The 26,227-nt window shown below is 71.0% G+C and carries 24 protein-coding genes and 1 riboswitch; of the genes, 6 read left to right on the forward strand and 18 right to left on the reverse strand.

Features of this window, described 5'->3' with window-relative positions:
- Positions 1-232 precede the first annotated feature (232 nt).
- The 5 genes from ACOJV7_RS08495 to ACOJV7_RS08515 form a co-directional block, all read right to left on the reverse strand.
- Entirely contained in the window at positions 233-1,255 is a 1,023-nt protein-coding gene (locus ACOJV7_RS08495) for a ribonucleotide-diphosphate reductase subunit beta (protein WP_420189698.1), read from the reverse strand.
- Positions 1,252-3,675, reverse strand: coding sequence for a ribonucleoside-diphosphate reductase subunit alpha (locus ACOJV7_RS08500; RefSeq protein WP_420189699.1), 2,424 nt, complete (start codon positions 3,673-3,675; stop codon positions 1,252-1,254). The genes ACOJV7_RS08495 and ACOJV7_RS08500 overlap by 4 nt, the downstream gene beginning before the upstream one ends.
- Positions 3,676-3,827: 152 nt before the next feature.
- Positions 3,828-4,030, reverse strand: a riboswitch (cobalamin riboswitch).
- 143 nt (positions 4,031-4,173) lie between these two features.
- Positions 4,174-5,478 carry a fatty acid desaturase family protein gene (locus ACOJV7_RS08505; RefSeq protein ID WP_420189700.1) on the reverse strand — a complete coding sequence of 435 codons (1,305 nt, stop codon included), beginning with the start codon at positions 5,476-5,478 and terminating at the stop codon, positions 4,174-4,176.
- Between the two features lie 29 nt (positions 5,479-5,507).
- The gene (locus ACOJV7_RS08510) at positions 5,508-6,629 is read right to left on the reverse strand and encodes a ferredoxin reductase (RefSeq protein ID WP_420189701.1); all 1,122 of its coding nucleotides are present in this window, start codon (positions 6,627-6,629) and stop codon (positions 5,508-5,510) included.
- Positions 6,630-6,685: 56 nt separating this feature from the next.
- Positions 6,686-7,603 (reverse strand): alpha/beta fold hydrolase, encoded by a 918-nt coding sequence (locus ACOJV7_RS08515; protein WP_420189702.1) that lies wholly within the window; start codon positions 7,601-7,603, stop codon positions 6,686-6,688.
- A gap of 70 nt (positions 7,604-7,673) precedes the next feature.
- Between ACOJV7_RS08515 and ACOJV7_RS08520 the strand changes: the two genes are divergently transcribed.
- Positions 7,674-8,003, forward strand: coding sequence for a hypothetical protein (locus tag ACOJV7_RS08520; RefSeq protein WP_420189703.1), 330 nt, complete (start codon positions 7,674-7,676; stop codon positions 8,001-8,003).
- Between the two features lie 153 nt (positions 8,004-8,156).
- Here ACOJV7_RS08520 and ACOJV7_RS08525 read toward each other — a convergent pair whose 3' ends face one another.
- The 7 genes from ACOJV7_RS08525 to ACOJV7_RS08555 all read right to left on the reverse strand — a co-directional run bounded on the left by ACOJV7_RS08525 (position 8,157) and on the right by ACOJV7_RS08555 (position 15,919).
- Positions 8,157-9,725, reverse strand: a complete 1,569-nt coding sequence (locus tag ACOJV7_RS08525; RefSeq protein ID WP_420189704.1) for an ABC transporter ATP-binding protein — start codon at positions 9,723-9,725, stop codon at positions 8,157-8,159.
- A 1-nt stretch (position 9,726) separates the two neighbouring features.
- The gene (locus tag ACOJV7_RS08530; RefSeq protein WP_420189705.1) at positions 9,727-10,716 is read right to left on the reverse strand and encodes an ABC transporter permease; all 990 of its coding nucleotides are present in this window, start codon (positions 10,714-10,716) and stop codon (positions 9,727-9,729) included.
- Between the two features lies 1 nt (position 10,717).
- Entirely contained in the window at positions 10,718-11,902 is a 1,185-nt protein-coding gene (locus ACOJV7_RS08535) for an ABC transporter permease (RefSeq protein WP_420189706.1), read from the reverse strand.
- Between the two features lie 171 nt (positions 11,903-12,073).
- The gene (locus ACOJV7_RS08540) at positions 12,074-13,123 is read right to left on the reverse strand and encodes a BMP family lipoprotein (protein ID WP_420189707.1); all 1,050 of its coding nucleotides are present in this window, start codon (positions 13,121-13,123) and stop codon (positions 12,074-12,076) included.
- Between the two features lie 118 nt (positions 13,124-13,241).
- On the reverse strand, positions 13,242-13,757 hold the full coding sequence (locus ACOJV7_RS08545; protein WP_420189708.1) for a cupin domain-containing protein: 516 nt from the start codon (positions 13,755-13,757) through the stop codon (positions 13,242-13,244).
- Between the two features lie 3 nt (positions 13,758-13,760).
- Positions 13,761-15,137, reverse strand: coding sequence for an amidohydrolase family protein (locus tag ACOJV7_RS08550; protein ID WP_420189709.1), 1,377 nt, complete (start codon positions 15,135-15,137; stop codon positions 13,761-13,763).
- Positions 15,134-15,919 (reverse strand): S-methyl-5'-thioinosine phosphorylase, encoded by a 786-nt coding sequence (locus tag ACOJV7_RS08555; RefSeq protein ID WP_420189710.1) that lies wholly within the window; start codon positions 15,917-15,919, stop codon positions 15,134-15,136. Before ACOJV7_RS08555 ends, ACOJV7_RS08550 begins: the two co-directional genes overlap by 4 nt.
- A gap of 120 nt (positions 15,920-16,039) precedes the next feature.
- Here ACOJV7_RS08555 and ACOJV7_RS08560 point away from each other — a divergent pair, with 120 nt between their 5' ends.
- Positions 16,040-16,882, forward strand: coding sequence for a hypothetical protein (locus ACOJV7_RS08560; RefSeq protein WP_420189711.1), 843 nt, complete (start codon positions 16,040-16,042; stop codon positions 16,880-16,882).
- 52 nt (positions 16,883-16,934) lie between these two features.
- Positions 16,935-18,467: a gamma-glutamyltransferase gene (locus ACOJV7_RS08565; RefSeq protein ID WP_420189712.1), complete on the forward strand. Its 1,533-nt coding sequence runs from the start codon at positions 16,935-16,937 to the stop codon at positions 18,465-18,467.
- A 2-nt stretch (positions 18,468-18,469) separates the two neighbouring features.
- Here the strand turns inward: ACOJV7_RS08565 and ACOJV7_RS08570 are convergent, their stop codons facing one another.
- The 4 genes from ACOJV7_RS08570 to ACOJV7_RS08585 form a co-directional block, all read right to left on the reverse strand.
- Positions 18,470-19,846, reverse strand: a complete 1,377-nt coding sequence (locus ACOJV7_RS08570) for an MATE family efflux transporter (protein ID WP_420189713.1) — start codon at positions 19,844-19,846, stop codon at positions 18,470-18,472.
- Between the two features lie 71 nt (positions 19,847-19,917).
- Entirely contained in the window at positions 19,918-20,268 is a 351-nt protein-coding gene (locus ACOJV7_RS08575) for a hypothetical protein (RefSeq protein WP_420189714.1), read from the reverse strand.
- A 161-nt stretch (positions 20,269-20,429) separates the two neighbouring features.
- Positions 20,430-20,759 (reverse strand): DUF202 domain-containing protein, encoded by a 330-nt coding sequence (locus ACOJV7_RS08580; protein ID WP_420189715.1) that lies wholly within the window; start codon positions 20,757-20,759, stop codon positions 20,430-20,432.
- 8 nt (positions 20,760-20,767) lie between these two features.
- Positions 20,768-21,115: a YidH family protein gene (locus ACOJV7_RS08585; RefSeq protein ID WP_420189716.1), complete on the reverse strand. Its 348-nt coding sequence runs from the start codon at positions 21,113-21,115 to the stop codon at positions 20,768-20,770.
- A gap of 71 nt (positions 21,116-21,186) precedes the next feature.
- On the opposite strand from ACOJV7_RS08585, the gene ACOJV7_RS08590 reads away from it, so the two are divergent.
- Positions 21,187-21,462 (forward strand): DUF2277 domain-containing protein, encoded by a 276-nt coding sequence (locus ACOJV7_RS08590; RefSeq protein WP_420189717.1) that lies wholly within the window; start codon positions 21,187-21,189, stop codon positions 21,460-21,462.
- Positions 21,463-21,940: 478 nt separating this feature from the next.
- The gene (gene dnaB, locus ACOJV7_RS08595; protein WP_420189718.1) at positions 21,941-23,314 is read left to right on the forward strand and encodes a replicative DNA helicase; all 1,374 of its coding nucleotides are present in this window, start codon (positions 21,941-21,943) and stop codon (positions 23,312-23,314) included.
- A 38-nt stretch (positions 23,315-23,352) separates the two neighbouring features.
- On the opposite strand, the gene ACOJV7_RS08600 is transcribed toward dnaB, so the two are convergent.
- Both ACOJV7_RS08600 and ACOJV7_RS08605 read right to left on the reverse strand, forming a co-directional pair.
- Entirely contained in the window at positions 23,353-24,675 is a 1,323-nt protein-coding gene (locus tag ACOJV7_RS08600) for a DUF2252 domain-containing protein (RefSeq protein WP_420189719.1), read from the reverse strand.
- A gap of 52 nt (positions 24,676-24,727) precedes the next feature.
- Positions 24,728-25,549 (reverse strand): SDR family NAD(P)-dependent oxidoreductase, encoded by an 822-nt coding sequence (locus tag ACOJV7_RS08605; RefSeq protein WP_420189720.1) that lies wholly within the window; start codon positions 25,547-25,549, stop codon positions 24,728-24,730.
- 116 nt (positions 25,550-25,665) lie between these two features.
- Here ACOJV7_RS08605 and ACOJV7_RS08610 point away from each other — a divergent pair, with 116 nt between their 5' ends.
- Complete coding sequence (locus ACOJV7_RS08610; protein ID WP_420189721.1) at positions 25,666-26,136, forward strand: META domain-containing protein; 471 nt, start codon at positions 25,666-25,668, stop codon at positions 26,134-26,136.
- The last annotated feature ends 91 nt before the right edge of the window (positions 26,137-26,227 follow it).

Raw genomic sequence — 26,227 nt, forward strand, 5'->3', positions numbered from 1 at the left:
ATCCGCGCAGTGGGCCTGTGGGGTGGGGGTTGACGTGAGGTCACTCGCCGTGACGAGCAGCTCCCGGGACAACATCCCTGGTGGACTCGATTATGACGGTTCGACCTGAATGCCGGCTGAGCCGGTCCATCGACGCCGGCAGTGCGCACGCCAGACGCACGTATGCCGTGTGGTGCCCCCTGCGGGACCACACGGCATACGCGCGTCGTCGGCTTCTCAGGAAGCCACCGGGTCAGAAGTCCTCGTCGAAGCCGACCGAGCCGCTCACCCCCACCTGGTACGCCGAGACGCGTCGCTCGAAGAAGTTCGAGAGCTCCTGGACGTCCTGGAGCTCCATGAACGCGAGGGGGTTGGGGGAGCCGAAGATCGGCTCCAGGCCGAGCCGCTGCATCCGCCGGTCGGCGACGTGCTCGAGGTAGGAGCGCATGTCGGCTGTCGAGAGCCCGGCGACACCACCCCCGAGGAGGTCCTCGGCGAACTGCGCCTCGGCCTCGACCCCCTCGACGAGCATCTGCCGCACCTGCGCGGCCATCTCGGCGTCGAAGAGCTCGGGCTCCTCCTCGCGCACCGTGTCGACGACGTCGAACGCGAACGCCATGTGCATCGACTCGTCGCGGAAGACCCAGTTCGTTCCCGACGCGAGCCCGTTGAGCAGCCCGCGCGAGCGCAGGAAGTAGACGTAGGCGAAGGCGCCGTAGAAGAACAGCCCCTCGATGACCGCGGCGAAGCAGATGAGGTTGAGCAGGAACGCCCGGCGGTGCTCCCGCGTCTCGAGCGCGTCGAGGTCGAAGACGGAGTCGATCCAGCGGAAGCAGAAGTCCGCCTTGTGCTTGATCGACGGGATGGTGTCGACCGCCGCGAACGCCTCGTGCCGCTCGGTCTCGTCGGGCACGTAGGTGTCGAGCAGCGTGAGGTAGAACTGCACGTGCACGGCCTCCTCGAAGAGCTGGCGGCTGAGGTACAGCCGCCCCTCCGGCGAGTTGATGTGCTGGTAGAGGTTGAGCACGAGGTTGTTGGCCACGATCGTGTCGCCGGTCGCGAAGAACGCGACGAGCCGCGACACGAGGTGCCGCTCGGCCGCCGTGAGCTTGCGCAGGTCGGCGAGGTCGGAGTGGAGGTCGACCTCCTCGACGGTCCAGGTGTTCTTGATGGCGTCGCGGTAGCGGTCGTAGAAGTGCGGGTAGCGCATCGGTCGCAGCGTGAGGTTCATGCCGGGGTCGAGCAGCATCCGGGTCTCGGTGTGGGACAGGGTCATTCGCAGGCCTCGCAGGTCTCGGGGTTCTCGAGGGAGCAGGCGACTGCCGCCTCGTCGGTGATGGTGAGCGCGGCGTCGGGTGACGTGGTCGCGGTGGCGGGCTGGCCGGCATACGCGGGGGTGCCGGTGACGCTCGTCGTCGCCTGCTGGATCCGGGTCGCCGGACGCGAGCGCAGGTAGTAGGTCGTCTTGAGCCCCGACTTCCACGCGAAGAGGTACATCGAGCTGAGCTTGCCGATCGTCGGCGAGGCCTGGAAGAGGTTGAGGCTCTGGCTCTGGTCGATGAACGGCTGGCGCGCGGCGGCGAGCTCGATGAGCGCCCGCTGCGGCAGCTCCCACGCGGTGCGGAAGAGGTGGCGCACGTCCTCGGGCAGCGCGGAGACGCCCTGCACGGACCCCTCGGCCCGCTTGATCTGCTCACGGACCTCCGGGCTCCACAGGTCGCGCGCCTTGAGCTCGCGCACGAGGGCGTTGTTGACCTGCAGGAACTCGCCGCTCAGCGTCTCGCGCTTGAAGAGGTTCGACACCTGCGGCTCGATGCACTCGTAGCAGCCGGCGATCGACGCGATCGTCGCCGTCGGCGCGATGGCGATGAGCAGGCTGTTGCGCAGGCCGTGCTCGGCGATGCGCTCACGCAGCGCGGCCCACCGCTCGGTCTGCGTGCCGGTGACGTCCCAGAGGTCGGGCTGGAGCTGTCCTCGGCTCGCCCGCGTCGTCTCGTATGCCGGGTGCGCACCCTCGCGCACGGCGAGCTCGCACGAGACCTCGAGCGCGGTGAGGTAGATCTCCTCGGAGATGCGCGTCGACAGCTCCTTGGCCTCGGGGGAGTCGAAGGGCAGGCGCAGGGCGAAGAAGACGTCCTGCAGGCCCATGAGCCCGAGGCCGACCGGGCGCCAGCGCGGGTTCGACGCGGCCGACTCCGGCGACGGGTAGAAGTTGATGTCGATGACCCGGTCGAGGAACGGCACGGCCGTGCGGACGGTCTCGCGCAGCCGCTCCCAGTCGACCTCGCTGCGGTCGGCGGTGAGGTGGGCGGCGACGTTGACCGAGCCGAGGTTGCAGACGGCGGTCTCGCCGTCGGAGGACACCTCGAGAATCTCGGTGCAGAGGTTGGAGAGGTGCACCATCGGCGCGCCGACCTCGCCGGAGTCCGAGGTCTGGTTGCACGTCCGGTTCGACGCGTCCTTGAACGTCATCCAGCCCTGGCCGGTCTGGGCGAGGGTGCGCATCATCCGGGCGAAGAGGTCGCGGGCCTTGACCTGCCGGACGTAGCGACCCTCTGCCTCGGCGCGGCGGTAGGCCTCGTCGAAGGCCGGCCCCCAGAGGTCGACGAGCTCGGGCGCCTGGTCGGGGTCGATGAGCGACCACTGCTCGTCGGCCTCGACGCGGCGCATGAACTCGTCGGGCACCCAGTGGGCGAGGTTGAGGTTGTGGGTCCGGCGGGCGTCCTCGCCGGTGTTGTCGCGCAGCTCGAGGAACTCCTCGACGTCGGGGTGCCACGGCTCGAGGTAGACGCAGGCCGCACCCTTGCGCCGCCCGCCCTGGTTGACCGCGGCGACCGACGAGTCGAGCGTCCGGAGGAAGGGCACGATGCCGTTGGACTGGCCGTTGGTGCCGCGGATGAGGGCGCCGCGGCTGCGGATCCGGGAGAAGCCGATGCCGATGCCGCCGGCGAACTTCGAGAGCCGGGCCACCTGCTGGTAGCGCGAGTAGATCGAGTCGAGGTCGTCGCGCGGGCTGTCGACGAGGTAGCACGAGCTCATCTGCGGGTGCGCCGTGCCGGAGTTGAAGAGCGTCGGGCTCGACGGCAGGTAGGCCAGGCTCGACATGAGCCGGTAGAAGCCGATGGCCTCCTTGGCGGACGTGGCGAGGCCACAGGCCACGCGCAGCAGGAAGTACTGCGGCGTCTCGATGACGAGCCGGCTCGTGGGGTGGCGCAGGAGGTAGCGGTCGCCGACGGTGCGGATGCCGAAGTACTCGAACCGGTTGTCGCCGTGGGGGTCGATCGCGGTGTCGAGCTTGCGCGCGTGGTCCTTGACGAACCGCGCGGTGTCGTCGCCGATGAGGCCCTCCGCGTGCCCGAGCGCCACCGACTGGCTGAACGACGCGACGCCCTGGCCGCGCACCTCCTTGTCGAGGTAGCCGGACAGCAGGCGGGCCGCGAGCCGCGAGTACTGCGGCTCCTCGCCGATCATCTGGGCGGCCGTCTGGATCGACAGCTGGTCGAGCTCCTGCGTGCTCGCGCCGTCGTAGAGCCCACTGATCGTGCGGGTGGCGACCCGCAGCGGGTCGACCTCGAGCAGGTCCCCGCTCACCCGCTCGACGGCGCGCACGATCTTGCCGACGTCGACGACCTCCTGGTCGCCGTTGCGCTTGCGGACGTGCATCTGGGGACGTGTGGACGCTTCCACCACTGTCATGACTCTCTCCTCGCGAGACCAGACCTGGGGGTCCGGGTCGCGCGGGGAGGACGACGAGGGGAGCGGACGGCATACCGAGTGGTCGACGTCCGAAAGCCTGCCGTCGGCCGTCCCGCGCGGCGTCGGACCACCGCACCCGGCGGGCACGGTGCGCTGGCAGGTCTTCGGACTCATGGGCCTGGCCGAAGCCACCTACTGGCCATCGCTTCCCACGCCCTTGAAGGCGCAGTGCTGCCGACACGACACGTATGCCGTGTGGGATGGCGGTCGTTCCCACTCACCGCTGCGGGGCAGTCCCGGATTTCCACCGGGTTCCCTCTTGCCTCGACGCGCCTGGGTTGGGCGCCGAACCAGCTGCGGTCGCCACCATATATGGACCGGTCGGCGGTCGTGGGACCCACATCTGGTGCCGCGTGTCGAGCGTGTCGCGTCGGGGAACGCGAAGGTCCCACGGACGCGACGTCTATGCCGCGATCCGTGGGACCTTTCTTCCCGCGGTCAGTAGCGGCGGCCCTGGCCACCCTTGCCGCCGATGGCCTTCTTGGCGGCCTTGAGGATGACGTCGCGCCGGCGCCGGCCCTCGACCTTGTTGGGGAGCGACAGCTCGACGACCTTCCAGTAGACGCCGCCGACCTGCTTGGCGAGCGAGCCGGTGACGTACTTGAGGTCGTGGCGCTCCATGAGGTCGCGGATCTTCGGCGCGATCTCGGCGTAGCGGTTGCTCGGCATGTCCGGGAAGAGGTGGTGCTCGATCTGGTGGCTGAGGTTGCCGGTCATGACGTGCATGGCCTTGGAGCCGGCGATGTTGCCGGACCCGAGCATCTGCCGGAGGTACCACTCGCCACGCGTCTCGCCCTCGATCGAGGTCTTCTCGAAGGTCTCGATGCCGGGCGGGAAGTGGCCGCAGATGATGACGGTGTTGGTCCACACGTTGCGCACGAGGTTGGCGACGAGGTTGGCGGTGAGGGTGTGCCGGGTCGAGCCGGTGAAGGTCGCCGCAGCCATCGCCGGGTGCACGACGTAGTCCTTGGTCGCCTGGCGCTTGATCTTCTCGACGACCTCCTGCGCGTTCTTGCGGAACTCGGCCTTCTCCTCCTCGGAGAGGCGCTTGCGCTTGGCGAGGTAGCCGCCGAGCTCGAGGTCGTAGGCGGCGATGGAGTACTCGAACATCAGCGCGTTGGCGACGTGCCAGATCGGCTGGAAGAGGTAGAAGAGCGTCCAGCGCTGGTCCTCGTCGACGCGCAGGATGCCGTAGCCGAGGTCGTTGTCACGGCCGAGCACGTTGGTGAACGTGTGGTGGATCTCGTTGTGGCTGTGCTTCCACTGGCTCGACGGGGAGGCGTTGTCCCACTCCCACGCGGTCGAGTGGATCTTCGGGTCACGCATCCAGTCCCACTGGCCGTGCATGACGTTGTGGCCGATCTCCATGTTCTCGAGGATCTTCGAGACGGACAGGCCGGCCGTGCCGATCCACCAGAACGGGCGGACGCCCTTGAGCTTGACGCCGGAGAAGAGGAGCGCGGCGCGGCTGCCCATCTCCAGGTAGCGCTGGGTCTTGATGACCTTGCGGATGTATGCCGCGTCCTTGGCTCCCCGGGAGTCCATCACCTCCGCGCGGATCGCGTCGAGCTCACGCCCGATCTCCTCGATCTGCTCAGGGGTGAGGTGGGCGGCGGGGTTGGGGCGGCCGGACTTCTTGAGCTCGGGGCGCTGCGGGCGCGGCTCGGCGCTCGTCACGGACAGGCGGGAGTTGACGCCGGTGCGGGCGGCAGCGGTGGCGGGACGTTCGGGGGCGAGGGTCATGAGGGTGTCTCCTTGGGTCTCTCGCTGGATCAGAGGTCGATGGCGCAGGCGCCGGCGGCGGCGCTCACGCAGGTCTGGATCGGCACGGTGCCGGAGTTCTCGTCGGTCGAGGTGATCTCGCCGGTGCGCAGGTCGCGGACGGCGCCCTCGCGCAGCGGCACGACGCAGCCGAAGCAGATGCCCATCCGGCAGCCGCTCGGCATGAGGACGCCCGCGGCCTCGCCGGCGTCGAGGATCGGGGTGCCGCCGTCGGCGTCGACGGTGACGGTGCTGCGGTCGAAGGTGACGACGCCGCCCTCGCCCGGCTCGACGACGCTGGGACGGAAGCGCTCCACGTGGAGGCGCTCGGCGAGGCCGGCGGACTCCCAGTGCGCCTCGGCGGCGTCGAGCAGCCCGGTCGGGCCGCAGACCCAGGCCTCGCGCTCGCGCCAGTCGGGGACGAGGTCGTCGAGGGTGGCGAGGTCGAGGACCCCGGCCACGACGTCGTGGTTCTCGAGGAACCGGAGCCGGCCGGCGACGGAGTGCGCGAGCAGCTCGTCGCGGAACATCGCCTCACGCTCGCTCGGCGCACAGTGGATCTGCACCACGTCGTCGAGCTCGTCGAGCGAGCTGCGGAGCATGCCGATGACAGGTGTGACCCCGGAGCCGGCGGTGATGAAGAGGACCTTGTCGGGCAGGGTCGCCGGCAGGGTGAAGTCACCCGTGGCCTGGTCGAGCATGACGAGGGTGCCGGGCTTCGTCTGGCGGACGAGGTGGTTGCTCACCTTGCCGTCCGGGATCGCCTTGGGCGTGATCGTGATGAGGCCGTCGCCGGTGCCGGCCGGGTGGGTCAGCGAGTAGGCGCGCCAGTGGCGGACGCCGTCGATGTCGATGCCGATGCGGATGTACTGGCCCGGGACGTGTCCGGCCCAGCCGCGTCCGGGCTGGATGGTGATGGTCGCGGAGTCGGCCGTCTCGGGGGTGACGTCGACGATGCGGCCGCGCAGGTCGGCGCCGGCGCGCAGCGGGTCGAGGAGGTCGAGGTAGTCGGCGGGCACGAGCGGGGTCGCCAGGGCCTGGGCGACCTTGCGCGCGCCGTCGAGCAGCCCCGTCAGCGGCGCGGGACGTCGCGTGCCTCGGGTCCGGTCGGTCGGGTTCAGCGTTGCAGTCACGTACGCCAGCGTAACCTACGATCCCGTAGGTTACGAGATCGTAGGTATGGGTCTCGTCACAGCCCGGTGTCGCGGCTTGCGGCAGGATCGTCGTCGAGGACCTCGCGCAGGCGCGCCCCGAACTCGACCGGCTTGCCGGGCCAGGGGCCGTCCGCGCGGGCGAACCCGCCGTGGTGGCTGGGGAAGACGACGAGCGGCAGACCGGTGGCCTCGGCGACGCCCCGCGCGGTCCGGGCGGTGACCGCGTCGCCGGTCTCCTCGCCCACCCCGATGACGATGTGGACCGGGCTGCTGCGCAGGGCGTCGAGGTCAGGGCGCGACGACGTCACCGCGGTCGACCGATCGGAGAGCAGCGGGTCGTCGCGCGAGCCGTCGTCGCCGGTGGGCAGCCCGAACTGCGCGGGGTCGGCGGGCGGCAGCGCGAGGTAGTCGTCGGAGTACTCACCCTGCCAGCCGCTCATCCGGATGAACTCGGCCATGCCGTGGCCGAAGCCCTTCTCGGCGTAGGCCGTCGACACCCGCTCGGTGGCGCGGACGGCCGCGTCCGCGTCGGGCAGCGCCCACAGGGACGGCGGCTCGTGCGCGACGACGGTGGCGAGGTCCTGTGGATGGGCGACGGCCCACTCGAGCGCGGTGACGGCGCCGCCGCTGCTCGCGAAGACGTCGACCGGCCCGGCGCCGAGGTGCTCGACGAGGGCGTGCAGGTCCGCCGCCTGGTCCTGCGGGTGCTGGTCGTGGCGGCCGTCACGCCGCGTCGCGCTGCGGCCCAGTCCGCGCGGGTCGTAGGTCACGACCGTCCGGTCGGGGAACTCACGGGCCAGCGCCTCGAACCCGTCCGCGCACATCGGCTGCCCGATCATGAGCAGCGGCGGGCGACCGTCGGCGGTCGGGATCGGCCCGCGCACGTCGTGGACGAGGTCCACGTCGGGCAGCTCGAGGGTGGACGTCGTCATCTCTGGCTGCGTCGTGGCCATGGGTCCACCATGTCAGCGACACACCGTCGTTGTCAGCAGTGGCTCAGGAACGGCTGGAAGACTTCGGCGCATGACCCGTCACCTCGCCCTCCCCGTCCTCGCCGGAGCCCTCCTCCTCGGCGGGTGCTCGGCGGCCGAGGACGTCGCCTCCGACGCGGCGTCCGCGGCCACCTCGCAGGCCAAGGAGTCGGCCCTGCGGGAGCTGAGCGGCTCCATCTGCCCGCTTGTCGCCGACAGCGACCTCAGCGACGCCGACCGCGCCGCCCTCGGCTCGGCGATCGACCTCGCCCAGGGTCTCGGCGTGAAGTCCGAGCTGCTCACCGCGGCCGAGGACATCGCCGCCTCCGACGGCACCCCGCCCGAGTCCGCCGTCGCCCGGCTCGCCGCCGAGTGCCGCTGACTCCACCAGCCAGCCAGGATCCCACTGAGGGTGGGTTCGGTGCACTGGGTGCGAGGACAGTTCCCGCGCGGAGTGCACGCTTCCCACTTCAGGCGGTAAAGGTGTGACGAACCCCCGTATGCCGGGCGGCCGGCATATGGGGGTTCGTCGCGTTCAGTGGTCGGTGTCGCCTGCCATGAGGCGGCCGATCTCGGTGCGGTCGGCGTCCTTGCCGTCGACCTCGGCGACGACCTTGCCGCCGTGGATGACGGCGATGCGGTCGGCGAGCGAGAGGATCTCGTCGAGCTCGGCGGAGACGAGCAGGACGGCGGCGCCGGCGTCACGGGCCTCGACGATCCGGCGGTGGATGAACTCGATCGAGCCGACGTCGACACCACGCGTCGGCTGGGCGGCCATGAGCAGGCGCGGCCGGGCCGACATCTCGCGGGCCACGACGACCTTCTGCTTGTTGCCGCCCGAGAGCGAGCCCGCGGGCACGTCGACGTTGGGCGAGCGGATGTCGAACTCCTCGCGGAGCGCGACGGCGTGCTCGCGCACGGCGCCGAAGTCGCGGACGAAGCCCTTGGCGAACGGGGCCTCGTCGTAGCGGTTGAGGACGAGGTTGTCGGCGATCGACCAGCCGCCGACGATGCCGTGCTTCTCGCGGTCCTCGGGCACGTGCCCGACACCGGCGTTGTTGGTGTCGTGGGCATCGAAACGCGTGATGTCGACCGACTCCGACGATGAGCCCAGGTGGACCGAGCCGCCGATCGACGGACGCATGCCCGCGATGCTCTCGACGAGCTCGCGCTGGCCGTTGCCCTCGACGCCCGCGAGGCCGACGATCTCGCCCGCGCGCACCTCGAGGTCGAAGCCGTCGACGGCGGGCAGGCCGCGGTCGTCCTTGACCTGGAGGCCCTTGATCGACAGGACCGTCTCACCGGGCGTGGCCTCGGCCTTGTCGACGCGCAGGACGACGTCGCGCCCGACCATGAGCGAGGCGAGGTCGCTCGTCGTCGTGCTCGTGAGGTCGTCGACGCCGCCGACGACCTTGCCCTGGCGCAGGACGTAGCAGCGGTCGGCCACGGCGAGCACCTCGCGCAGCTTGTGCGTGATGAAGACGATGGAGGTGCCCGCGGCCGCGAGCTCCTTCATGACGCCGAGCAGCTCGTCGGTCTCCTGGGGCGTGAGCACGGCGGTCGGCTCGTCGAGGATGAGCAGGTCGACCCGGCGCGAGAGCGCCTTGAGGATCTCGACGCGCTGCTGGGTGCCGACCGGGAGGTCCTCGATCTCGGCGTCGGGGTCGACGGCGAGGTTGTGCTTGGCGGAGAGCTCCTTGACCATGCGGCGGGCGCCGTCGAGGTCGAGGATGCCGCCCTTGGCGGTCTCGTGGCCGAGCATCATGTTCTCGGCGACCGTCATGACGGGCACGAGCTGGAAGTGCTGGTGCACCATGCCGATGCCCCGGCGGATCGCGTCCTTGGGGTCCTTGATCCGGGCCGCGTCGCCCTTGATCGAGATCGTGCCGGAGTCCGGCGTCATGAGACCGAAGATCTGCTTGACGAGGGTGGACTTGCCGGCGCCGTTCTCACCGAGGAGGGCGACGATCTCGCCACGGTCGACCCGCAGGGAGATGTCCTGGTTGGCGTGGACGGTGCCGAACGACTTCGACAGGCCGTCGATCTCGAGGAGGGTCTCGCGCGACGGGGGCGTCTCGCGGGCCTCGGACGTGGTCTGGGTCATGTCAGTCGCCCTTCACGAACGGTTGCCCCACGGCACCCGGGGCCCGGACGCGACCGGCGGCCGCGGCGAGGACCACGAGGGTGAGGACGTAGGGCAGCAGGTTGATGAACTGCTGCGGGATGTCGACGACGTTGCTCGCCTGGAGCTGGGACGCCGACGCCGACATGAAGCCGAAGAAGAGCGCGGCGGCAAGGGCGCGCAGCGGTCGCCACGCACCGAAGATGAGGATGGCGAGGGCGAGGAAGCCTCGGCCCGAGCTCATGCCCCGCTCGAAGGTGCTCGTCGCCTCCATGGAGAGGTAGGCGCCGGCGATGCCCGCGAGGGTGCCGGCCGCCGTGACGTTGAAGAGCCGCAGGCCGATGACGTTGATGCCCGCGGTGTCGGCCGCCGACGGGTACTCACCCACGGCGCGCGTCCGCAGACCCCACCGCGTCTTGAAGAGCAGGAGGTGCAGGACGAAGGCGATGACCAGGGCGAAGAGGGCGATCGGTCCGTCCGAGAAGAAGACCGGGCCGATGAGCGGGATCTTCGAGAGCAGCGGCACGTCGAAGTTCGGCAGGCCGCGCGGGATCGTCTTGCCCGACTCGTAGTAGAAGGACGTGATGCCCGTGGCGACGATGTTGATGACGACACCGGCGATGATCTGGTCGAGCTGGCCCTTGACCGTCGTGAAGGCGAGGAACGCCCCCATGGCGATGCCGGACAGCGCGCCGACGATGACACCCACGAGGACCGACTGCGCGGCGGCGGCGGCGAAGAAGCCGGCGAACGCACCCACGAGCATCTGGCCCTCGATGCCGATGTTGACCACGCCGGAGCGCTCACCTATGACACCGACCATCGCGCCGAGGACGAGCGGCACCGCGAGGAACCACGCGTTCGAGAACATCGAGACGGCGATGTTGGGGTTGATGAAGTAGAAGACGTATGCCGCGGCGAGGACGAGCAGGGCCGTCCCGGCCCAGACCTTGTTGCGTTGCACCCAGGTCATGTCAGGCACCCCAGCTTCCGGCCAGCTGCGTCTGCTTGACCGTGTGTCGGCGGAAGATCCACTTGGCGATCACGGGCAGCGACACCATGAGGAGGGTGATCGCGAGGAGGACGTCGACGACCTCGGGGCGGATGCCGAGCTCGAACTGGAGCGTCGGTGCGCCGGCCCGCATGGCGCCGACGAGGACTGCGGCCGGGATCGTGCCGAGCGGGTTGCCGCGGGCGAGCAGGGCGATGGTGATGCCGTCGAACCCGAGCGAGCCGGCGATGCCGTTCTGGTAGCGGTAGGGCTCGATCTGGAGGAGCTCGAAGGCCCCGGCCAGACCGGCGAGCGCCCCGGACATCGCCATCGCGATGAGGGTCGTGCGCGTGGTCGAGATGCCGGCGTACCCGGCCGCGAACTTGTTGCGGCCCACCGTCTGGAGCTCGAAGCCGAGGGTCGTGCGCGAGAGCATCCACGCGACGACGACGGCGAGGACGAGGGCGACCGGCAGGCCCCACGGGAGGACACCGATCGGGTCGAGCCGCGCGGGCTCCGGCACGGCGTGCGACGCGGGGAAGGGCTGCCCCGGGTCCGCGAGCGGTCCGCCGTTGATGAGCCAGTCGATGATGCCGACGGCGATCGAGTTGAGCATGATCGTCGAGATGACCTCGTGGACGCCACGGGTCGTCTTGAGCAGCGCCGCGATCGAGGCCCACATGGCGCCGAAGAGGACGGCGACGACGACAGCGACGACGACGAGCAGGGGAGCGGGGAGGTCACGCAGGGCGTAGGCGACCCAGGCCGCGCCGATGCCACCGGCCATGAGCTGGCCCTGACCACCGATGTTGAAGAGCCCGACCTTGAGCGGGATCGCGACGGCGAGTCCGACGAGGATGAGCGGCGTCGTCTTCTGGAGGGTTGCGAGCAGGCCGCTCTCGGTGAAGAACGAGTGGGTGAAGAGCCGCTGGTAGGTGTAGGTCGGGTTGTAGCCCTGCGCCCGGATGAGGATCGCGCCGATGGCGAACGCGAGGACGACCGCCACGAGCGGCACGACGATCGCCTGGTGACGCACGAGGAAGCCGAGCAGCCCGGTGGGCGGTGGCGGGGCGCCGCGCTCGGCCACGACGGGGACCGTCGGCGGGGCGGCGTCCGGCGCGGGCGTCTGCGACGCGTCCTTCGCCGGCGGGCGGTCGGGGTCAACCATGACTCTCCGTGGGTGTCGTGACAGGGGGCGGAACGAGGGAACGGGTGCCCTCCGGGGAGGGCACCCGTTCCGTCGAATTCATGCTCGGACTGTAGCCGACACGGTCACGGGTCCGACAGGTTCTGCCGGGCCGCTGACGGCGCCGAGTCGGGCCGAGCGGGGTGCTGCGGATCAGGCGATCTTGAGCGTGCCGTCCTCGAGCTGCTTGATGACGTCGGCGACCTTGGTCTTGACGTCGGCGGGGATCTTCGAGTCGAAGTCGTGGAACGGCGAGAGGCCGGTCGTGCCCACGAAGTTGCCGCCCTTGATCGAGCCGTCCTTGGCCTGCTGGAGCAGGTCCGTGGTGCCCTGGGTGAGCTTCTTCTCGGCGGAGGTCACGAGGCACGGGTGCGCCTCGGGGACGGTCTCCCACTGGTCGACGTCGACACCGATGCAGTAGATGGAGGAGCCGGCGCCCGAGGTCTTCGCGGCCTCACCGATCGCACCGTTGCCCGTGCCACCACCGGCACCGAAGATGAAGTCCGCACCCTGCGCGAGCATCTTCTTGGCCTCGCCGGCGCCCCACGGGGAGTCGGAGAAGGCGTTGTCGCCGGCCGGGTGGTAGACCTTCGCGACCGTGACCTTGGGGTTGGCGGCCTTGGAGCCCTGCTCGTAGCCCTTGGCGTAGGCCTGGGTCGGGGGGATCTCGGCGCCGAGGACGATGCCCAGCTTGTTGGTCTTGGTCATGAGGCCGGCCAGGTAGCCCGCGGCGTAGCCCGCGTTGGCCTCCGGGAAGATGAGGCCCGTGACGTTGGGGGCGGTCGCCTTGTCGTCCTGGAACTGGTCGACACCGATGAACTTGACGTTCGGGTTCGCCTTGGCGGCGGTCACCGTGGCCTCGGCCATGAGGAAGCCGACCGTGACGATGGCGTCGTACTTCTGGTCGGTGAACTGCTTGAGGTTGTTCGCGTAGTCCTTCGCGTCCTTGGTCTCGATGTACTTCGTCTGGACGCCGTCACCCTCGAGGGCCTTGACGCCCTCCCATGCGGCCTGGTTGAAGTTCTTGTCGTCCACCGATCCGGTGTCGGTGACGAGACCGATGCAGAACACGTCCGCCGAGGAGCAGTCCTTGGGGGCGGCCGAGCTGCCGTCGGAGCTGCTGTCACCGGTGCTGCCGCCACAGCCAGCGAGGACGAGGGCGAGGGCGGCGGGTGCCGCAACGAGGAAAGGCTTGGCCTTCATAGGTCTTACTCCTTGGGGGTGTGCAGGATGCCCCCGAATGGTAGCCGTCGGCGACAGGGTCCGAGAGCGCCTTGGAATTCCGTTGCCGTGTCGTTACTGGCCGGTCGGAATCCGCAGGTCAGGAGCGTGCCCGGCGGGCCCGCGAGCGGGCCTCCAGGGCCACCGGCTCGGCGACCTCACCGGTGTCGGGACGGGTGAGCGCGGCGATCTCGGCGGCATATGTCGGGAACTTCGAGGTGAGGTCGTCGCGGTCGCCGAGGGTGAAGTGCCTCGGGCGGAAGGCCGGGCTGCACCAGCACGAGAGCAGCGTCCACTCGCCCATCGTGGCCGCGCCCTGCCACCACCCCGACCGCACGAGCATCTGCCGGCGCTGGGCGCTGAGGAGGGCGAGGGTGCCGTGGTTGCGCTTCGGGCCCTCCTTGAGCCGGAGCAGCGCGGCGGGTGCGCCCTCGAGCCACTGCCACCCCTCGTCGACCCCCAGCTTGTGCATCGCCGAGAACCCGTCGTCGGCGGAGGTGAGGAGGACGAGGATCGAGGACAGCCCCTGCGTGCGCGGCCCCTCGACGAACCATGCCCCCTCCTCGGGGATGGGCTGCATGTTGAGCTCGGCGACGATCTGCTCGGCAGTGCGCATCGGTCAGGCTTCCTCGACCTCGTGGGCGGCGGTGGCGGCCTCGCGGGCGCGTGCACGGCACCGGTCGAGCAGCTCGGGAGTGTCGACCTGGGTGCTGCGGCGCTCGCGAACCACGATGATCCCATCCACGAGGACGTCGGTGACATCGCCCCTCCCGGCGGCGTGGACGAGCAGCGCCGGGACGTCGTGGACCGGGGTGAGGTGCGGCTGGTCGAGGTCGATGAGGGCGATGTCCGCCCGCTTCCCCACCTCGAGGCTGCCGACGAGGGCGTCGAGGCCGAGCGCGGTGGCGCCGTCGATCGTCGCGGCGCGCAGCACCTGGGCCGGGTCGACCTCGGGGTGTCCGCTCGTGAGCGCGGCGAGGTGGGCGGCCTGGCGCATCGCCTGCCACATGTCGAGGTCGTTCGAGCTCGCGCAGCCGTCGGTCCCGATCCCGAGGCGTATGCCGTCCGCCCGCCAGCGCTGCCAGTCCAGCGCCCCGGAGGCGAGCTTGAGGTTGGAGGCGGGGCAGTGCGCGACGGCCGCGTCGGCCGCGGCGGCGGTGGCGCGGTCCTCGTCGGTGAGGTGGACGCCGTGACCGAGCACGACTCGGGGCCCTTCCCCGGCCCGGACCCCATCGGCGACGCCGTCGTCACGGCGAGGTGATATCCACCCGGCGCGGGCGAGCAGCTGGGTGGGCGTCGCACCGACCCGGTCGAGGAGGTCGGCGTTCTCGGCTGCGTTCTCCGACGCGTGCGTGTGCAGGACCCCTGCCGGCGTCAGCTCCCGCAGGACCGAGGCGACCTCGGAGAGGTGCTCGACCGAGTTCGTGTAGGTCGCGTGCGGCATCGCGGCCACCGGCACCTCGGGACCACCCGTCGCGCGCAGCACGTCCGGCCACGCCCTGAGCCCGGCCATGCGCTCGTCCCACGAGAGACCGTCGGGCCCGGGGCCGTCGAAGAACGTCGGCCCACCGACGTGCCGGGCGCCCGCCGCCACCGCGCCACGGTGGGCGGCCTCGTGGTGGAAGTACATGTCGAGCTGCGTCGTGCACCCACCGAGCAGGGACTCGAGCGCCCCGAGCGTCGCCCCGAGCTCGACGGTGGCCGGGTCCATGACGGCGCCCTCGGCCGCCCACACCCGTTCGAGGAACCCCTGGAGGTCGACCCCCTCGGCGATGCCGCGCAACAGGGTCATCGGCAGGTGGGTGTGGAGGTTGACGAGCCCGGGGAGTGCGAGCCGGCCGCGGCCGTAGAGGACCTCGTCGGCCTCGCGCACCTCGACCTGCCCGATCTCGGTGATGACACCGTCCTCGACGGCGAGGGAGACGTCGCGCAGCACGGTGTCGGCGGCGTCGACGGTGACGACGACGGCGAGGTCGCGCAGGACGAGCCGGCTCATGCCCCCACCTCGTCGCCGTCGACGACCCTGAAGACCGACCTCGTGTGCACGAGCTCGTCGACGACGGCGAGGACCTTGGGCGCCGCCGACGTCAGCACCGCGTTGATCTCGTCCATCGTGATCGGCTCACCCGGCCGGACACCCGCCGCGGGGTTGACGACGAGGCTGAGCGCGGCATACCGGAGCCCGGCCTCGGCGGCGAGGGTCACCTCCGGGACGCCGGTCATGCCGGCGACCGTGCCTCCGGCGAGGGCGGCGAGCCTGATCTCGGCGGGCGACTCGAACCGGGGTCCGTCGAAGCAGACGTAGGTGCCGCCGTCGACGAGCGGCTGGCCGATCGCGCTCGCGGCGTCGAGCAGCTCCCGGCGCAGGACCGGGTCGTAGGCGGTGGTCATGTCGGTGTGGACGACGCCCGCGGGCCCGTCGCCGTCGTGGAAGGTCGACTCGCGGCGGCGGGTGAGGTCGAGGAAGTCGTCGATGCAGACGATCTCGCCCGCCTCGAGGTCCGGGTCGATGCCGCCGGTGACGTTGATGGCGACGACGTCATGGACGCCGAGCTCGTCGAGGGCCCGGACGATCGCGCGGTAGTTGACGCGGTGCGGCGGCACCTCGTGCCCCGACCCGTGCCGGGTGACGAAGACGACCGACTGCCCGTGCCACGAGCCCCGGGTCACCGCCGTCGTGCCGAATGCCGTGTGCACCGTCTCGTGCTGGGCGTCGTCGAGCGCGTCGAGGTCGTAGAAGCCGGTGCCGGCGATGATGCCGAGGGGATGGGGGCTCACGGCGGTCACGCTACTGGTGCCCGCGGGGTTGTCGCCGTTCACGCTGCGGGAGGGCCACGGTCGTGGTCGAATGCTTGCGCGCCGGACCTCCGGCCAGCCCTCCCATCCACTGGAGCCCGCGTGAACCGTGCCCGCCTTCGAGCCGCCCTCGGCGCAGTCGTCCTCGTCTCGACCGCTCTGGTGGCGCCGGTCGTGGGAACCGCTCCGGCCGTCGCGACGACGTCGTCGACGCTGCCGGCCTGCCAGAAGATCACCGCCGAGACGACGAACGACCGGCTCGTCAACGGCAAGTTCGCCGTCGAGGTGTCCCCGGACTTCCTGCAGATCACCGAGACCCAGCCGATGTGGGGGAGCAAGGGCTACGACAGCTGGTCGACCGGCACGTGGTTCCGCAACGACCCGACCGGGCGCTACCAGTCCAACACCGACCGCACCTACCTCGCCCTGCACTGCAACGGCGACCTCGCGCTGCGCCGGTCCAACGGCTACCTGCTCTGGCACTCGAACACCGCGAACCGCGGCGTCGTCCGGGCCCAGATCAGCCAGTGGGGCAACCTGCTCCTCCTCAACGCGTCCGGATCGGTCGTGTGGCAGTCGGGCACGCTGGCCACTGGGATGGCCGCGGGTGCGATCCTCCCGAGCGGCGGCAAGCTCGTGAGCCGGTGGGGCGACCACCAGGGCACCCCCGTCCAGACCCTGACGATGCAGCCCGACGGGAACCTCGTCCACCGCTCCGGCACGACGGTGAAGTGGCAGAGCAACACGCGCGTCGCCGGGTCGGTCGCCGGCATGTCCTCGACGGCACGGCTCTTCGTGCGCTCACCCCAGGGCACGATCCTCTGGGCGAGCCCGTGCGCGGCCGGCACGAGCTACTCGGTCGCGTGGCTCCACCCCGAGGAGGTCTCGATCACCGACTGGGGCAACGGCATCAAGAGCGGCTGGTCGAGCGCCTACGGCTGCTGACGCCCGGTCGCGCTCGCGTCCTGCGTCCCGCGCGGGTGCGAGGATGCGCAGCATGGGCGAGCGGAGGCAGGTGGCGGTCGCGGCGACCGGGCCGGCGTCTCTCGGTGCCGGTCAGGCGGTCGTCGCCGAGGGCGGCAACGCCGTCGACGCCGCCATCGCGGCCGCCATCACCTCGATGAGCACCGAGCCGGGGATCGTCAGCCTCGCCGGCGGCGCCTTCGTCACGGTCTGGCCCCCGTCGGGTCCGCCCGTCGTCCTCGACGGCAACGTCGCCATGCCGGGTCGCGGGCTGCCGCGCGAGGCGTTCGGCGCGGGTGTCCGCGAGGTCGTCACCGACTACGGCGGCGGCGTGACGATGTATGCCGGCCACGGCTCGGTCGCGGTCCCCGGCGCCCTCTCCGCCTGCGAGACCGCCGCGACGCGCTTCGGCTCCCGGCCGTGGGAGTCGGTCGTCGCACCCGCGGCCGCGGCGTGCCGGGAGGGGTACCCGATCGGTGGAGCCGCCACCCGCTACCTCGGCTTCGTCGCCGACGGGCTCTTCGGTCACGACGACGGCGCCCGCGCGTTGACCCGCCGCGAGGACGGATCCCCCTTCGCTGCAGGCGATCTCGCGCGCAACGGTGAGCTGGCGGCGGTGCTCGACGCCGTGGCCCGCGAGGGCGCTTCACTGCTCCTCACCGGTGACCTCGGACGTGCGCTCGCAGCCGAGATGGCCGCCCACGGTGGGCTGGTCACGGAGGCCGACCTCACGGCATACGAGGTGGTGGAACGGGCGCCGGTGAGGCGCACGGTCGGCGACTGGGACGTCGCCGTCAACCCCCCGCCGTCCATCGGTGGCCCGATGCTCGCGGTCATGCTGGGCGAGCTCCAGCGCGCGCGCGAGTACACGTGGGACGACGTGCTGCGGATCCAGCGGGCGGTGCTCGCCTACCGGCTGACCGTCCACGACGTGTCGCAGGACCTCGACGCCGACGGTCACGCCCTGCTCGCCGCGGTCGAGCGGCACGGTCTCGCCGGTCTGCCGACGTCGGCCTCGACCGCGCACATCTCGGCGGTGGACTCCGACGGGCTCGCGTGCGCGGTGACGATGTCGAGCGGCTACGGGTCGGGGGTGACCGTGCCGGGCACCGGGATCCTGCTCAACAACGCCCTCGGCGAGCCCGAGCTCAACCGGCTCGGGCTGCACGCGCTCGCGCCCGGCACCCGGCTGGCGTCCAACATGGCGCCGACCGTGGCCCGGGCCGCCGACGGCCGGGTGCTCGCCGTCGGCTCGCCCGGGGCCGACCGGATCACGACCGCACTCATGCAGGTGCTCGGCCAGCTGTGCCTCCACGGCGCGGACCTCGACGAGGCGATCGCGGCGCCGCGGGTGCACGTCCGCTTCGACGAGGACCGACAGCCGGTCGTCGAGCACGAGGCCAGCCCCGAGATCGAGGCCGCTGTCGGGGCGGCCGGCCTGCCCGGGCTCGACCACGGCGAGCTGTCGATGTACTTCGGCGGCGTCGGTGCGGCCCTCCTCGGAGCCGACGGTGAGCTGCGTGCGGCCGGTGACCCGCGGCGCGAGGCCGCCGTCGGCGTCGGCTGAGGTCAGCGGGTGGCGCCGGTGACCATCCAGCCGTCGGTGCGCACGCGGGCCCACATGAGGACGCCGCGGATCGCCATGAACCCGGTGAACGCCAACCACAGCCACATCACCGCGTTGCCCGTCGCCCGGGCGTTGCCGTCCTCGAGCAGCCAGTCGCCCATGAGGTGCACGCCGAGGATGAGCGGCAGGTAGAGGACGAGGTTGGCGAGCATCGCACAGGCCAGCCAGCGACCGTCGCCGGCGCCGATGAGGACGCCGTCGATGACGAAGACATAGCCGCTCAGCGGCTGGGTGAGGGCGACGACGACGAGGGCCGCCGCGATGGCCGCCTGCACCGCCGGGTCGCTCGTGAAGAGGTCGGGCAGGACCGTGCGGAGCAGCAGCAGGACGATGCCGAGGACGAAGCCCGCGATGATCCCCCAGCGCACCATGAGGGTCGTGGCGGAGCGGGTCCGGACGACGTCGCCCTCGCCGAGGGTGCGTCCGGTGATGGCCTGGGCGGCGATGGCGATGGCGTCGAGCGCGAAGACGAGGAAGCTCCAGATCGTCGCCGACACCTGGTAGGCCGCCAGCGGCACGTCACCGAGCCCGGCCGCGACCCACGTCGTCACGAGGAGGATCGCGCGCAGCGCGAGCGTGCGGACGAGCAGTGGTATGCCGGTGCGTGCCGCCCCGAGGATTCGTCCCGGATGTGCCCGGAGGGTGACCTGCTGGCGGGCGGCCTCGCGCATGAGGACGACGACGAGGGCGGTCGCCATGCCGGTCTGCGCGAGGACGGTGCCGAGGGCCGAGCCGGCGATGCCCCAGCCGAACCCGTAGACGAAGAGGAGGTTGAGCGCGATGTTGCTCGTGAAGCCGAGGACGCTGGCCGCGAGGGGGGTGCGGGTGTCCTGGAGGCCGCGCAGGACACCGGTGGTGGCGAGGACGACGAGCATGGCCGGGATCGAGATCGCGCTGATCCGCAGGTAGGTCACGGCGTGCCCGAGTGCCTCGGGCGAGGCACCGAAGAGCCGGCAGATCGGCCCGGCCGCGAGGGCGACGACGAGGGCTGTCGCGGCGCCGAGCCCCACGGCGAGCCACGTCCCGTCGATTCCGGCGGCGATGGCGCCGGCCCGGTTGCCGGCGCCGAGCTGCCGGGCGACGACCGAGGTCGTGCCGTAGGCGAGGAAGACGAAGATGTTGGCGGCGGTGAGGAGCATCGCGCTCGCGACGCCGAGGCCGGCGAGCTGCGGTGTGCCGAGGTGGCCGACGATCGCGGAGTCGGTGAGGAGGAAGAGCGGCTCGGCGACGAGCGCGAGGAACGCCGGGAGCGCGAGCCGCAGGACCTCGCGGTGCTGGCTCGGGGTCTCGGCCCCGCTCCCTGGAGTCTGGTCGCGCACACCGGAACGCTAGTGCGCTCCCCGGTGGCGCGGAGCGGGCGTCCCGGCCCTTGTCGCCGAGCCGGTGTCCGTCAACAGGCCAGCGAGACCTTGACGTAGACGTTGTAGACGACCATTCCCCACACCGCGAGCGGCTGCTTCGACGTGCCGGGCTTGAAGCAGTAGTAGTAGGTCACGGTCCGGCCGCTGAGGGACTCGTGCGCAGTGGCGGAGACGCGGTGGACGTAGGTGCGGCTGCAGTTGCGGTAGCTCTGGTAGCCGAGATGGAACCCGCAGGGCAGCGACGACGTGGCGGTGGCGCTCGCCGTGGTCGGGGCCGGGGCGGCGGCGGTGGGTGCTGCCTGGGTCACGGCCGCGGTGGCCCCGAGAGCCAGGGCGGCCGCGGCGACACGGCCGCGTGATCGGTGGAGCAGGGTGTGCATGGTTGCCTTCCCATCGTCGTTGATGGAAGCGGTCGACCGGGTGGCCGAGCGGGCCGGTGGTCCGCTGGTCAGGACGCTAGAGGCGGGGGTCGTGGCGCCGGAACCCACGAAAGCGCGGACGTGCCGCGCCCGAGCGAACCGCGGCACCGACCGGACGCGACTCAGGTCGTGAGGGTGACCCAGACGGCGGCGATGCCGAGGACGGCGGTCGCCGTGGTGACGACGAGGACCTCGCCGGCCGCGGGCTCGAGCCCCGGCATGGGGAAGTGGTGGGCGACCCGCCGCAGCCGGGTGCGGGTGTGGAAGAACGTCCACGTCGCCGTCGCGAGCGCCGCTGCGACGAGGACGACGACGAGCGGCCCGTGGTGGGTGGCCCAGCGCAGGAAGAGGAGCGAGGCCGCAGCGAAGGAGATGGCCGTGCGTTGCCAGGCGAGTGCCGTCCGCTCCGGCTGGAGGCCGGCGTCGGTGCGCGGGGTGGCAGAGCCGTCCATGGCCGGCGTCAGCGGGTCGTGACGAGGACGAGGAGGGTGGCCGCGGCGACGACGGTCGCGACGACGAGGAAGGGGATGAGCGTGGGGAACGGCAGCGGCCGCCCGTGCCGCATCGCGGCCTCGACCCGCAGCCAGCGGACCCCGGCGCCCACGGCGACGGCGACACCGAGAGTCGTGAGCCCGATGGCGAGGATCGTGCGGACGCCCTCGTCGAGGTCGATGCCGAACCCCTCGACGGCGACGGCGCCCGCGACGAGGGCCAGACCGGTCCGGATCCACGCGAGGAAGGTGCGCTCGTTGGCGAGCGTGAAGCGGGGGTCGGGCTCGGTGCCGTCTCGCAGGACCTCGGGGCGCATGGTCTCGACCCTAGCCACCGCGGATCGTGAGGGCTGTCCGGAAGGCGCGTGACCGGCATACATTGAAGGACATGTGCCGAAACATCCGTCAGCTGCACAACTTCGAACCGCCCGCGACAGACTCGGAGGTGTATGCCGCCGCGCTCCAGTACGTGCGCAAGGTGAGCGGGTCGACAAAGCCGTCGCAGGCGAACCAGGCGGCGTTCGACGAGGCGGTGCGCGAGGTCGCGCACGCCACCCAGCACCTCCTCGACCACCTCGTCACGGCGGCTCCGCCCAAGGACCGCGAGGTCGAGGCGGCCAAGGCGCGGGCGCGGTCGGCGGAGAGGTACGGACGCGCCGGCTGAGCCGGTCCGGAGGGGGCGGGGAACTCGCGGGTAGCTTCACTCCCGCGGCGGTGCTGGCTGTCCGTGCGGGGCGGCCCCGGGCGGTCAACGTTTCACAAAGATTCCACAGGGTCATCCACCGACCTGTGCTTCGAGCGATGTGGACAGACACGCCCGGAAGTTTCTTCTGCGCACAGCTCGTGGATGGCAAAGTCGCAGGTCAGCGCCGTGTGACTAGCCCTTCGCCGCGACCCTCCACAGGAGTTTCCACCGACTGTGCACAACATGGGGCGGCGTTTTGCACCCGCCGTCCACAGGTTGTCCACACGGGCCCGTGGCGCCGAGCCGCGAGGATTGGGACAGTGCCTCTCGGACGACCTAGGTTGGGCGCGGCCCGGCCGGACACGGCCCTCTCGACACCCTCCCCGACGGGGTGTCAGAGCGCGGTGCTCAACTGGACGGACGCCGACAGGCGACAACGAAGGGAAGGGGTGGACGGGTGTCGATCGCGGAGCTCAGCGGGTCCTGGACGGGCTCGAGCGACGGTCCTCCCGACGACCGCCTCCCTCCCCAGGACCTCGGCGCCGAGCAGTCGGTCCTCGGCTCGATGCTCCTCAACAAGGACGCGATCGCCGACTGCCTCGAGGTGACCAAGTCGGCGGACTTCTACCGCCCTGCGCACGAGCTCATCTACGACGCGATCCTCGACCTCTACGGGCGCGGCGAGCCCGCCGACGCGATCACCGTCGCCGACGAGCTCGGCAAGCGCGGCGACCTCACCCGGGTCGGCGGCCAGGCCTACCTCCACCAGCTCATCCAGTCGGTGCCCACCGCGGCGAACGCCGGCTACTACGCCGAGATCATCCACGAGCGCGCGGTTCTGCGTCGCCTCGTCGAGGCGGGCACCCGCATCGTCCAGATGGGCTACGGGCAGGGCGAGGGTGACGTCGACGAGATCGTCAACCGCGCCCAGGCCGAGGTCTACTCCGTCGCCGAGAAGCGCGGCGGCGAGGACTACCACCAGCTCGGCGAGATCCTCAACGCGACGATGGAGGAGATCGAGGCCGCGGCTGGGCGCACCGACGAGATGACGGGTGTGCCGACCGGCTTCCTCGAGCTCGACCAGCTCACCAACGGCCTGCACCCCGGCCAGATGATCGTCGTCGCGGCGAGACCTGCCGTGGGAAAATCGACGCTGGGGATTGACATCGCCCGGGCCGCCTCGATCAAGCACAACATGGCCACGGCCGTGTTCTCGCTCGAGATGAGTCGCACCGAGATCACGATGCGCATCCTCTCCGCCGAGGCGACCATCCAGCTCCAGGACCTGCGCAAGGGTCTCAAGGGCCAGGAGCAGTGGAACAAGCTCGCCCGCATCATGGGCAAGATCTCCGACGCGCCCCTCTTCATCGACGACTCGCCCAACATGTCGCTCATGGAGATCCGCTCCAAGTGCCGCCGGCTCAAGCAGCAGCACAACCTGCGGATGGTCATCATCGACTACCTCCAGCTCATGAGCTCGGGCAAGAAGGTCGAGTCGCGCCAGCAGGAGGTCGCCGAGTTCTCGCGTGCGCTCAAGCTGCTCGCCAAGGAGCTCGAGGTCCCGGTCATCGCGATCTCGCAGCTCAACCGTGGTCCGGAGCAGCGCACCGACAAGCGCCCGCAGATGTCCGACCTGCGTGAGTCCGGCTCGATCGAGCAGGATGCCGACATGGTCATCCTGCTCCACCGCGACCGCTCGGACCCGGAGCGCGACGGTGAGGCGGACGTCATCGTGGCCAAGCACCGCAACGGCCCCACCGCCGACATCGTGCTCGCGTTCCAGGGGCACTACAGCCGGTTCAGCAACATGGCCCGCGACGGCGGCTTCTGACGCGAACTCCCGGGGAGGCTCTTGTGAGAGCCACCGGCTCAGACCGCGTCGAGACCGAACCGCCCGTCGCGGAACGCCTCGACGAAGAGGGCGTGGTCGACGCGCACCTGTGCGGCGTACTCCATCCCACGCGCGGCCACCCACTCGACGAACTCGGACCGTCCGCCCTCGACCGACGTCGCGACCGCCTCCTCGACCTGGAAGTCGACGAGGTCCTGCTGGCTGTCCTCGTCGGAGGCACAGTGGATCTTGGCCGTCGCCTGCCCGAGCTGCCGCACGACGACGCCGATCTCGTCCGGCTCGGTGAGGTCGGGCCACGGCAGGTCGACCTCGTAGGGCGAGACCTCGGACACGACGAACCCGACCCCGTCGATCGTCGTGTGCCCGAGCAACGAGTCGGTGTGCGCCTGGAGCGCGCGCTGGCTCACGACGGTCCGGTGGGCCTCGTGCTCGAACGCCGCCTCGACCGCCTCGCTGTCGACGAACCGGCTCAGCGCGGGCACGCTCGCCTGCTTCATCTGCACGACCACGTCGTTCTCGAGGGCCTGGCTGTAGCCCTCGAGCAGGACGTCGTAACTCGCCTGGCCGGCGCTGCCGATCCCGTGCGTCCTGCTCGTCACGACGTCGCGCACGTCGTAGAAGACGGGGATGCGGCTGCGCTTGTCCTCGGGGATCGTCGGCAGGTAGCGATCGAAGGCGTCGAGGACCTTCGCGCGCTCGGCCTTCCCGGGGCGACGCCTTCCGTCACCCTCGATGAAGATGCGGCGGTGGTCCTCGACGACGGTCATCGCGTCGAGCAGGTCGACCCGGCGCACCTCGCGCGCTCGGTGCAGGACGTCGAGCACCGGACCCTTGGCGTTGTCGAGACGCAGGGCGAACTCGGTGTCGTCCGGGACCTCGAGGTAGTGGTTGACCTGCCGGAGGTAGGCGCGCACGTAGGTTCCGATGAGGCGGTGCACCTCCTCGTCGGGCAGCGCCTTCTGCCAGCCGAGCAGGGCGAGGGACGCCGCGAAGCGCAGCAGGTCCCACGTGTAGTGCCCGACGTAGGCCTCGTCGAAGTCGTTGACGTCGAAGACGAGACGCCCGGCCGAGTCGAGGTAGGTCCCGAAGTTCTCGACGTGCAGGTCTCCGTGAACCCAGATCCGCGACGACCGCTCGTCGACCCACGGCGCCTCGAGCCGGGTGACGTCGCGGTAGAAGAGCGCCGCTGAGCCGCGGTAGAAGGAGTGGGGGTCGTGCGCCATGCTGCGGAACTTCGTCCGGTATGCCGTCGGGTGCTCCCGCATCGCCTCCCCGAAGGTGTCGTGCAGCACGTCCACCACGACGCGGCTCCGCGCGCTGTCCGACCGGCTCGGCGACATGAGTGGACCCTAGCCGCGACCAGCCACGGGCGGGCCCGGATGGGGCGCGGGCTCAGAGCCCGAGGAGCTCCTCGCTCCGGTCCCACACCCGCGCCGCCGCGGTCGCGTCGCGCACGACCGGGTTGACCGGCGCCTCGCGGTTGTCGACGTAGTAGGCCCCCGACCGCCACGTCCGGTCGGCGGTGCCGTCGGCCAGCCACGTGAGCCGGCTGCCACCTGTCTCGACGCTCGTGAGCAGCCGCGAGAGGGGGCTCCGGTAGATCAGCCGCATGACGCTGCTCGTGTCGCTCGCGAAGTTCGTGCGGATGACGCCGGGGTGGAACGCCACGGCGCGCAGCCCCTGTGCGTGGAAGCGCCGGTGCAGCTCGACGGTGAAGAGCGCGTTGGCGAGCTTGGCTGCGCCATAGGCCTTGGTCGCGGACCACGACCCCTGCGGACCGAGGTGGTCGCGGTCGAGCGCTCCCGAGAGGAGATGCGCCCGGCTCGAGGTCTGGATGACGGAGGCACCGCTCTCGAGGAGCCGGTCCCGCAGCAGGGAGGTGAGCAGGAACGGCGCGAGGTGGTTGACCTGGAGGGTCCTGTCGAACCCGTCGGCCGTGGTCTCCCGAGCGAAGGTCCCGCCGGCGTTGTTGGCGAGGACGTCGATCCGGGGGTGGTTGGCGAGGAGCTTCGCGGCGAGCCCGCGCACCTGTTCGAGGTCGGCGAAGTCGGCCACGTGACCCGTGACGCCGATGTCCTCCGCGACCCGTCGCGTCTTCTCCGGCGAGCGTCCGACGACGACGACGTCGTGTCCCTTGGCGCGCAGCTGGCGGGCCGAGGCCGCACCGATCCCGTCGCTGGCCCCCGTGAGGACGATGGTGCGCTTCTCGCTCATGCCTGCTCCCTGGGCGGTCGGTCCGGACCCGGCCGTTCACCCCGACCCTTTCACGCGCCGACGACCCACGGCCCACCCGCGCGGAACCGAACTCGAGCAGGACACGTCGAACGTGCATGAGAAGACGTGCGGTGTGGCTCGTCGTCGCGGCCGTCGGCGCGCTCGTGGCCCTTGGATCCGCGTATGCCGTCCAGCGCACCCTCGGAGGTGCGCCGGACGAGGACGCCGGCTGGCTCGACTCGCTGGCCGACGTGCAGGGGACGTGGGTGTCGACCACCGGTTTCGCCCGCGACGGTTCGACACCGTGGACGACGCCGGTCCACCTCGCCGTCGAGGGCGACCGCGTGCGGTTGGACGCCGGCTGCAACACGATGACCGGCGAGGTCACCCTCGACGACCACCGGCTCGACGCGGGCGGAGGACTGGCGACGACCGAGATCGGCTGCCCGCCCGACATCGCCGGGACGGAGGGGTGGCTCGCAGCGATGGTGGCCGCGCGCCCGCAGGCATCGCTCAAGGGCTCGACCGAGGGCCCGATGCTGGCCCTCGACTCCGATGCGGGCTGGATCGGCTTCGTCCGCCGCTGACGGGGGCTAGGCACCGCCTGAGCGCCCCCGGCCCGGGACCGCACCGGCAGGACCAGACCGGCGAACCACCGCCCTGTCACCGCTGTGCGAC

Origin of the sequence: Knoellia tibetensis, from assembly GCF_048606415.1 — a bacterium.
Classification (GTDB): Bacteria; Actinomycetota; Actinomycetes; order Actinomycetales; family Dermatophilaceae; genus Knoellia; species Knoellia tibetensis.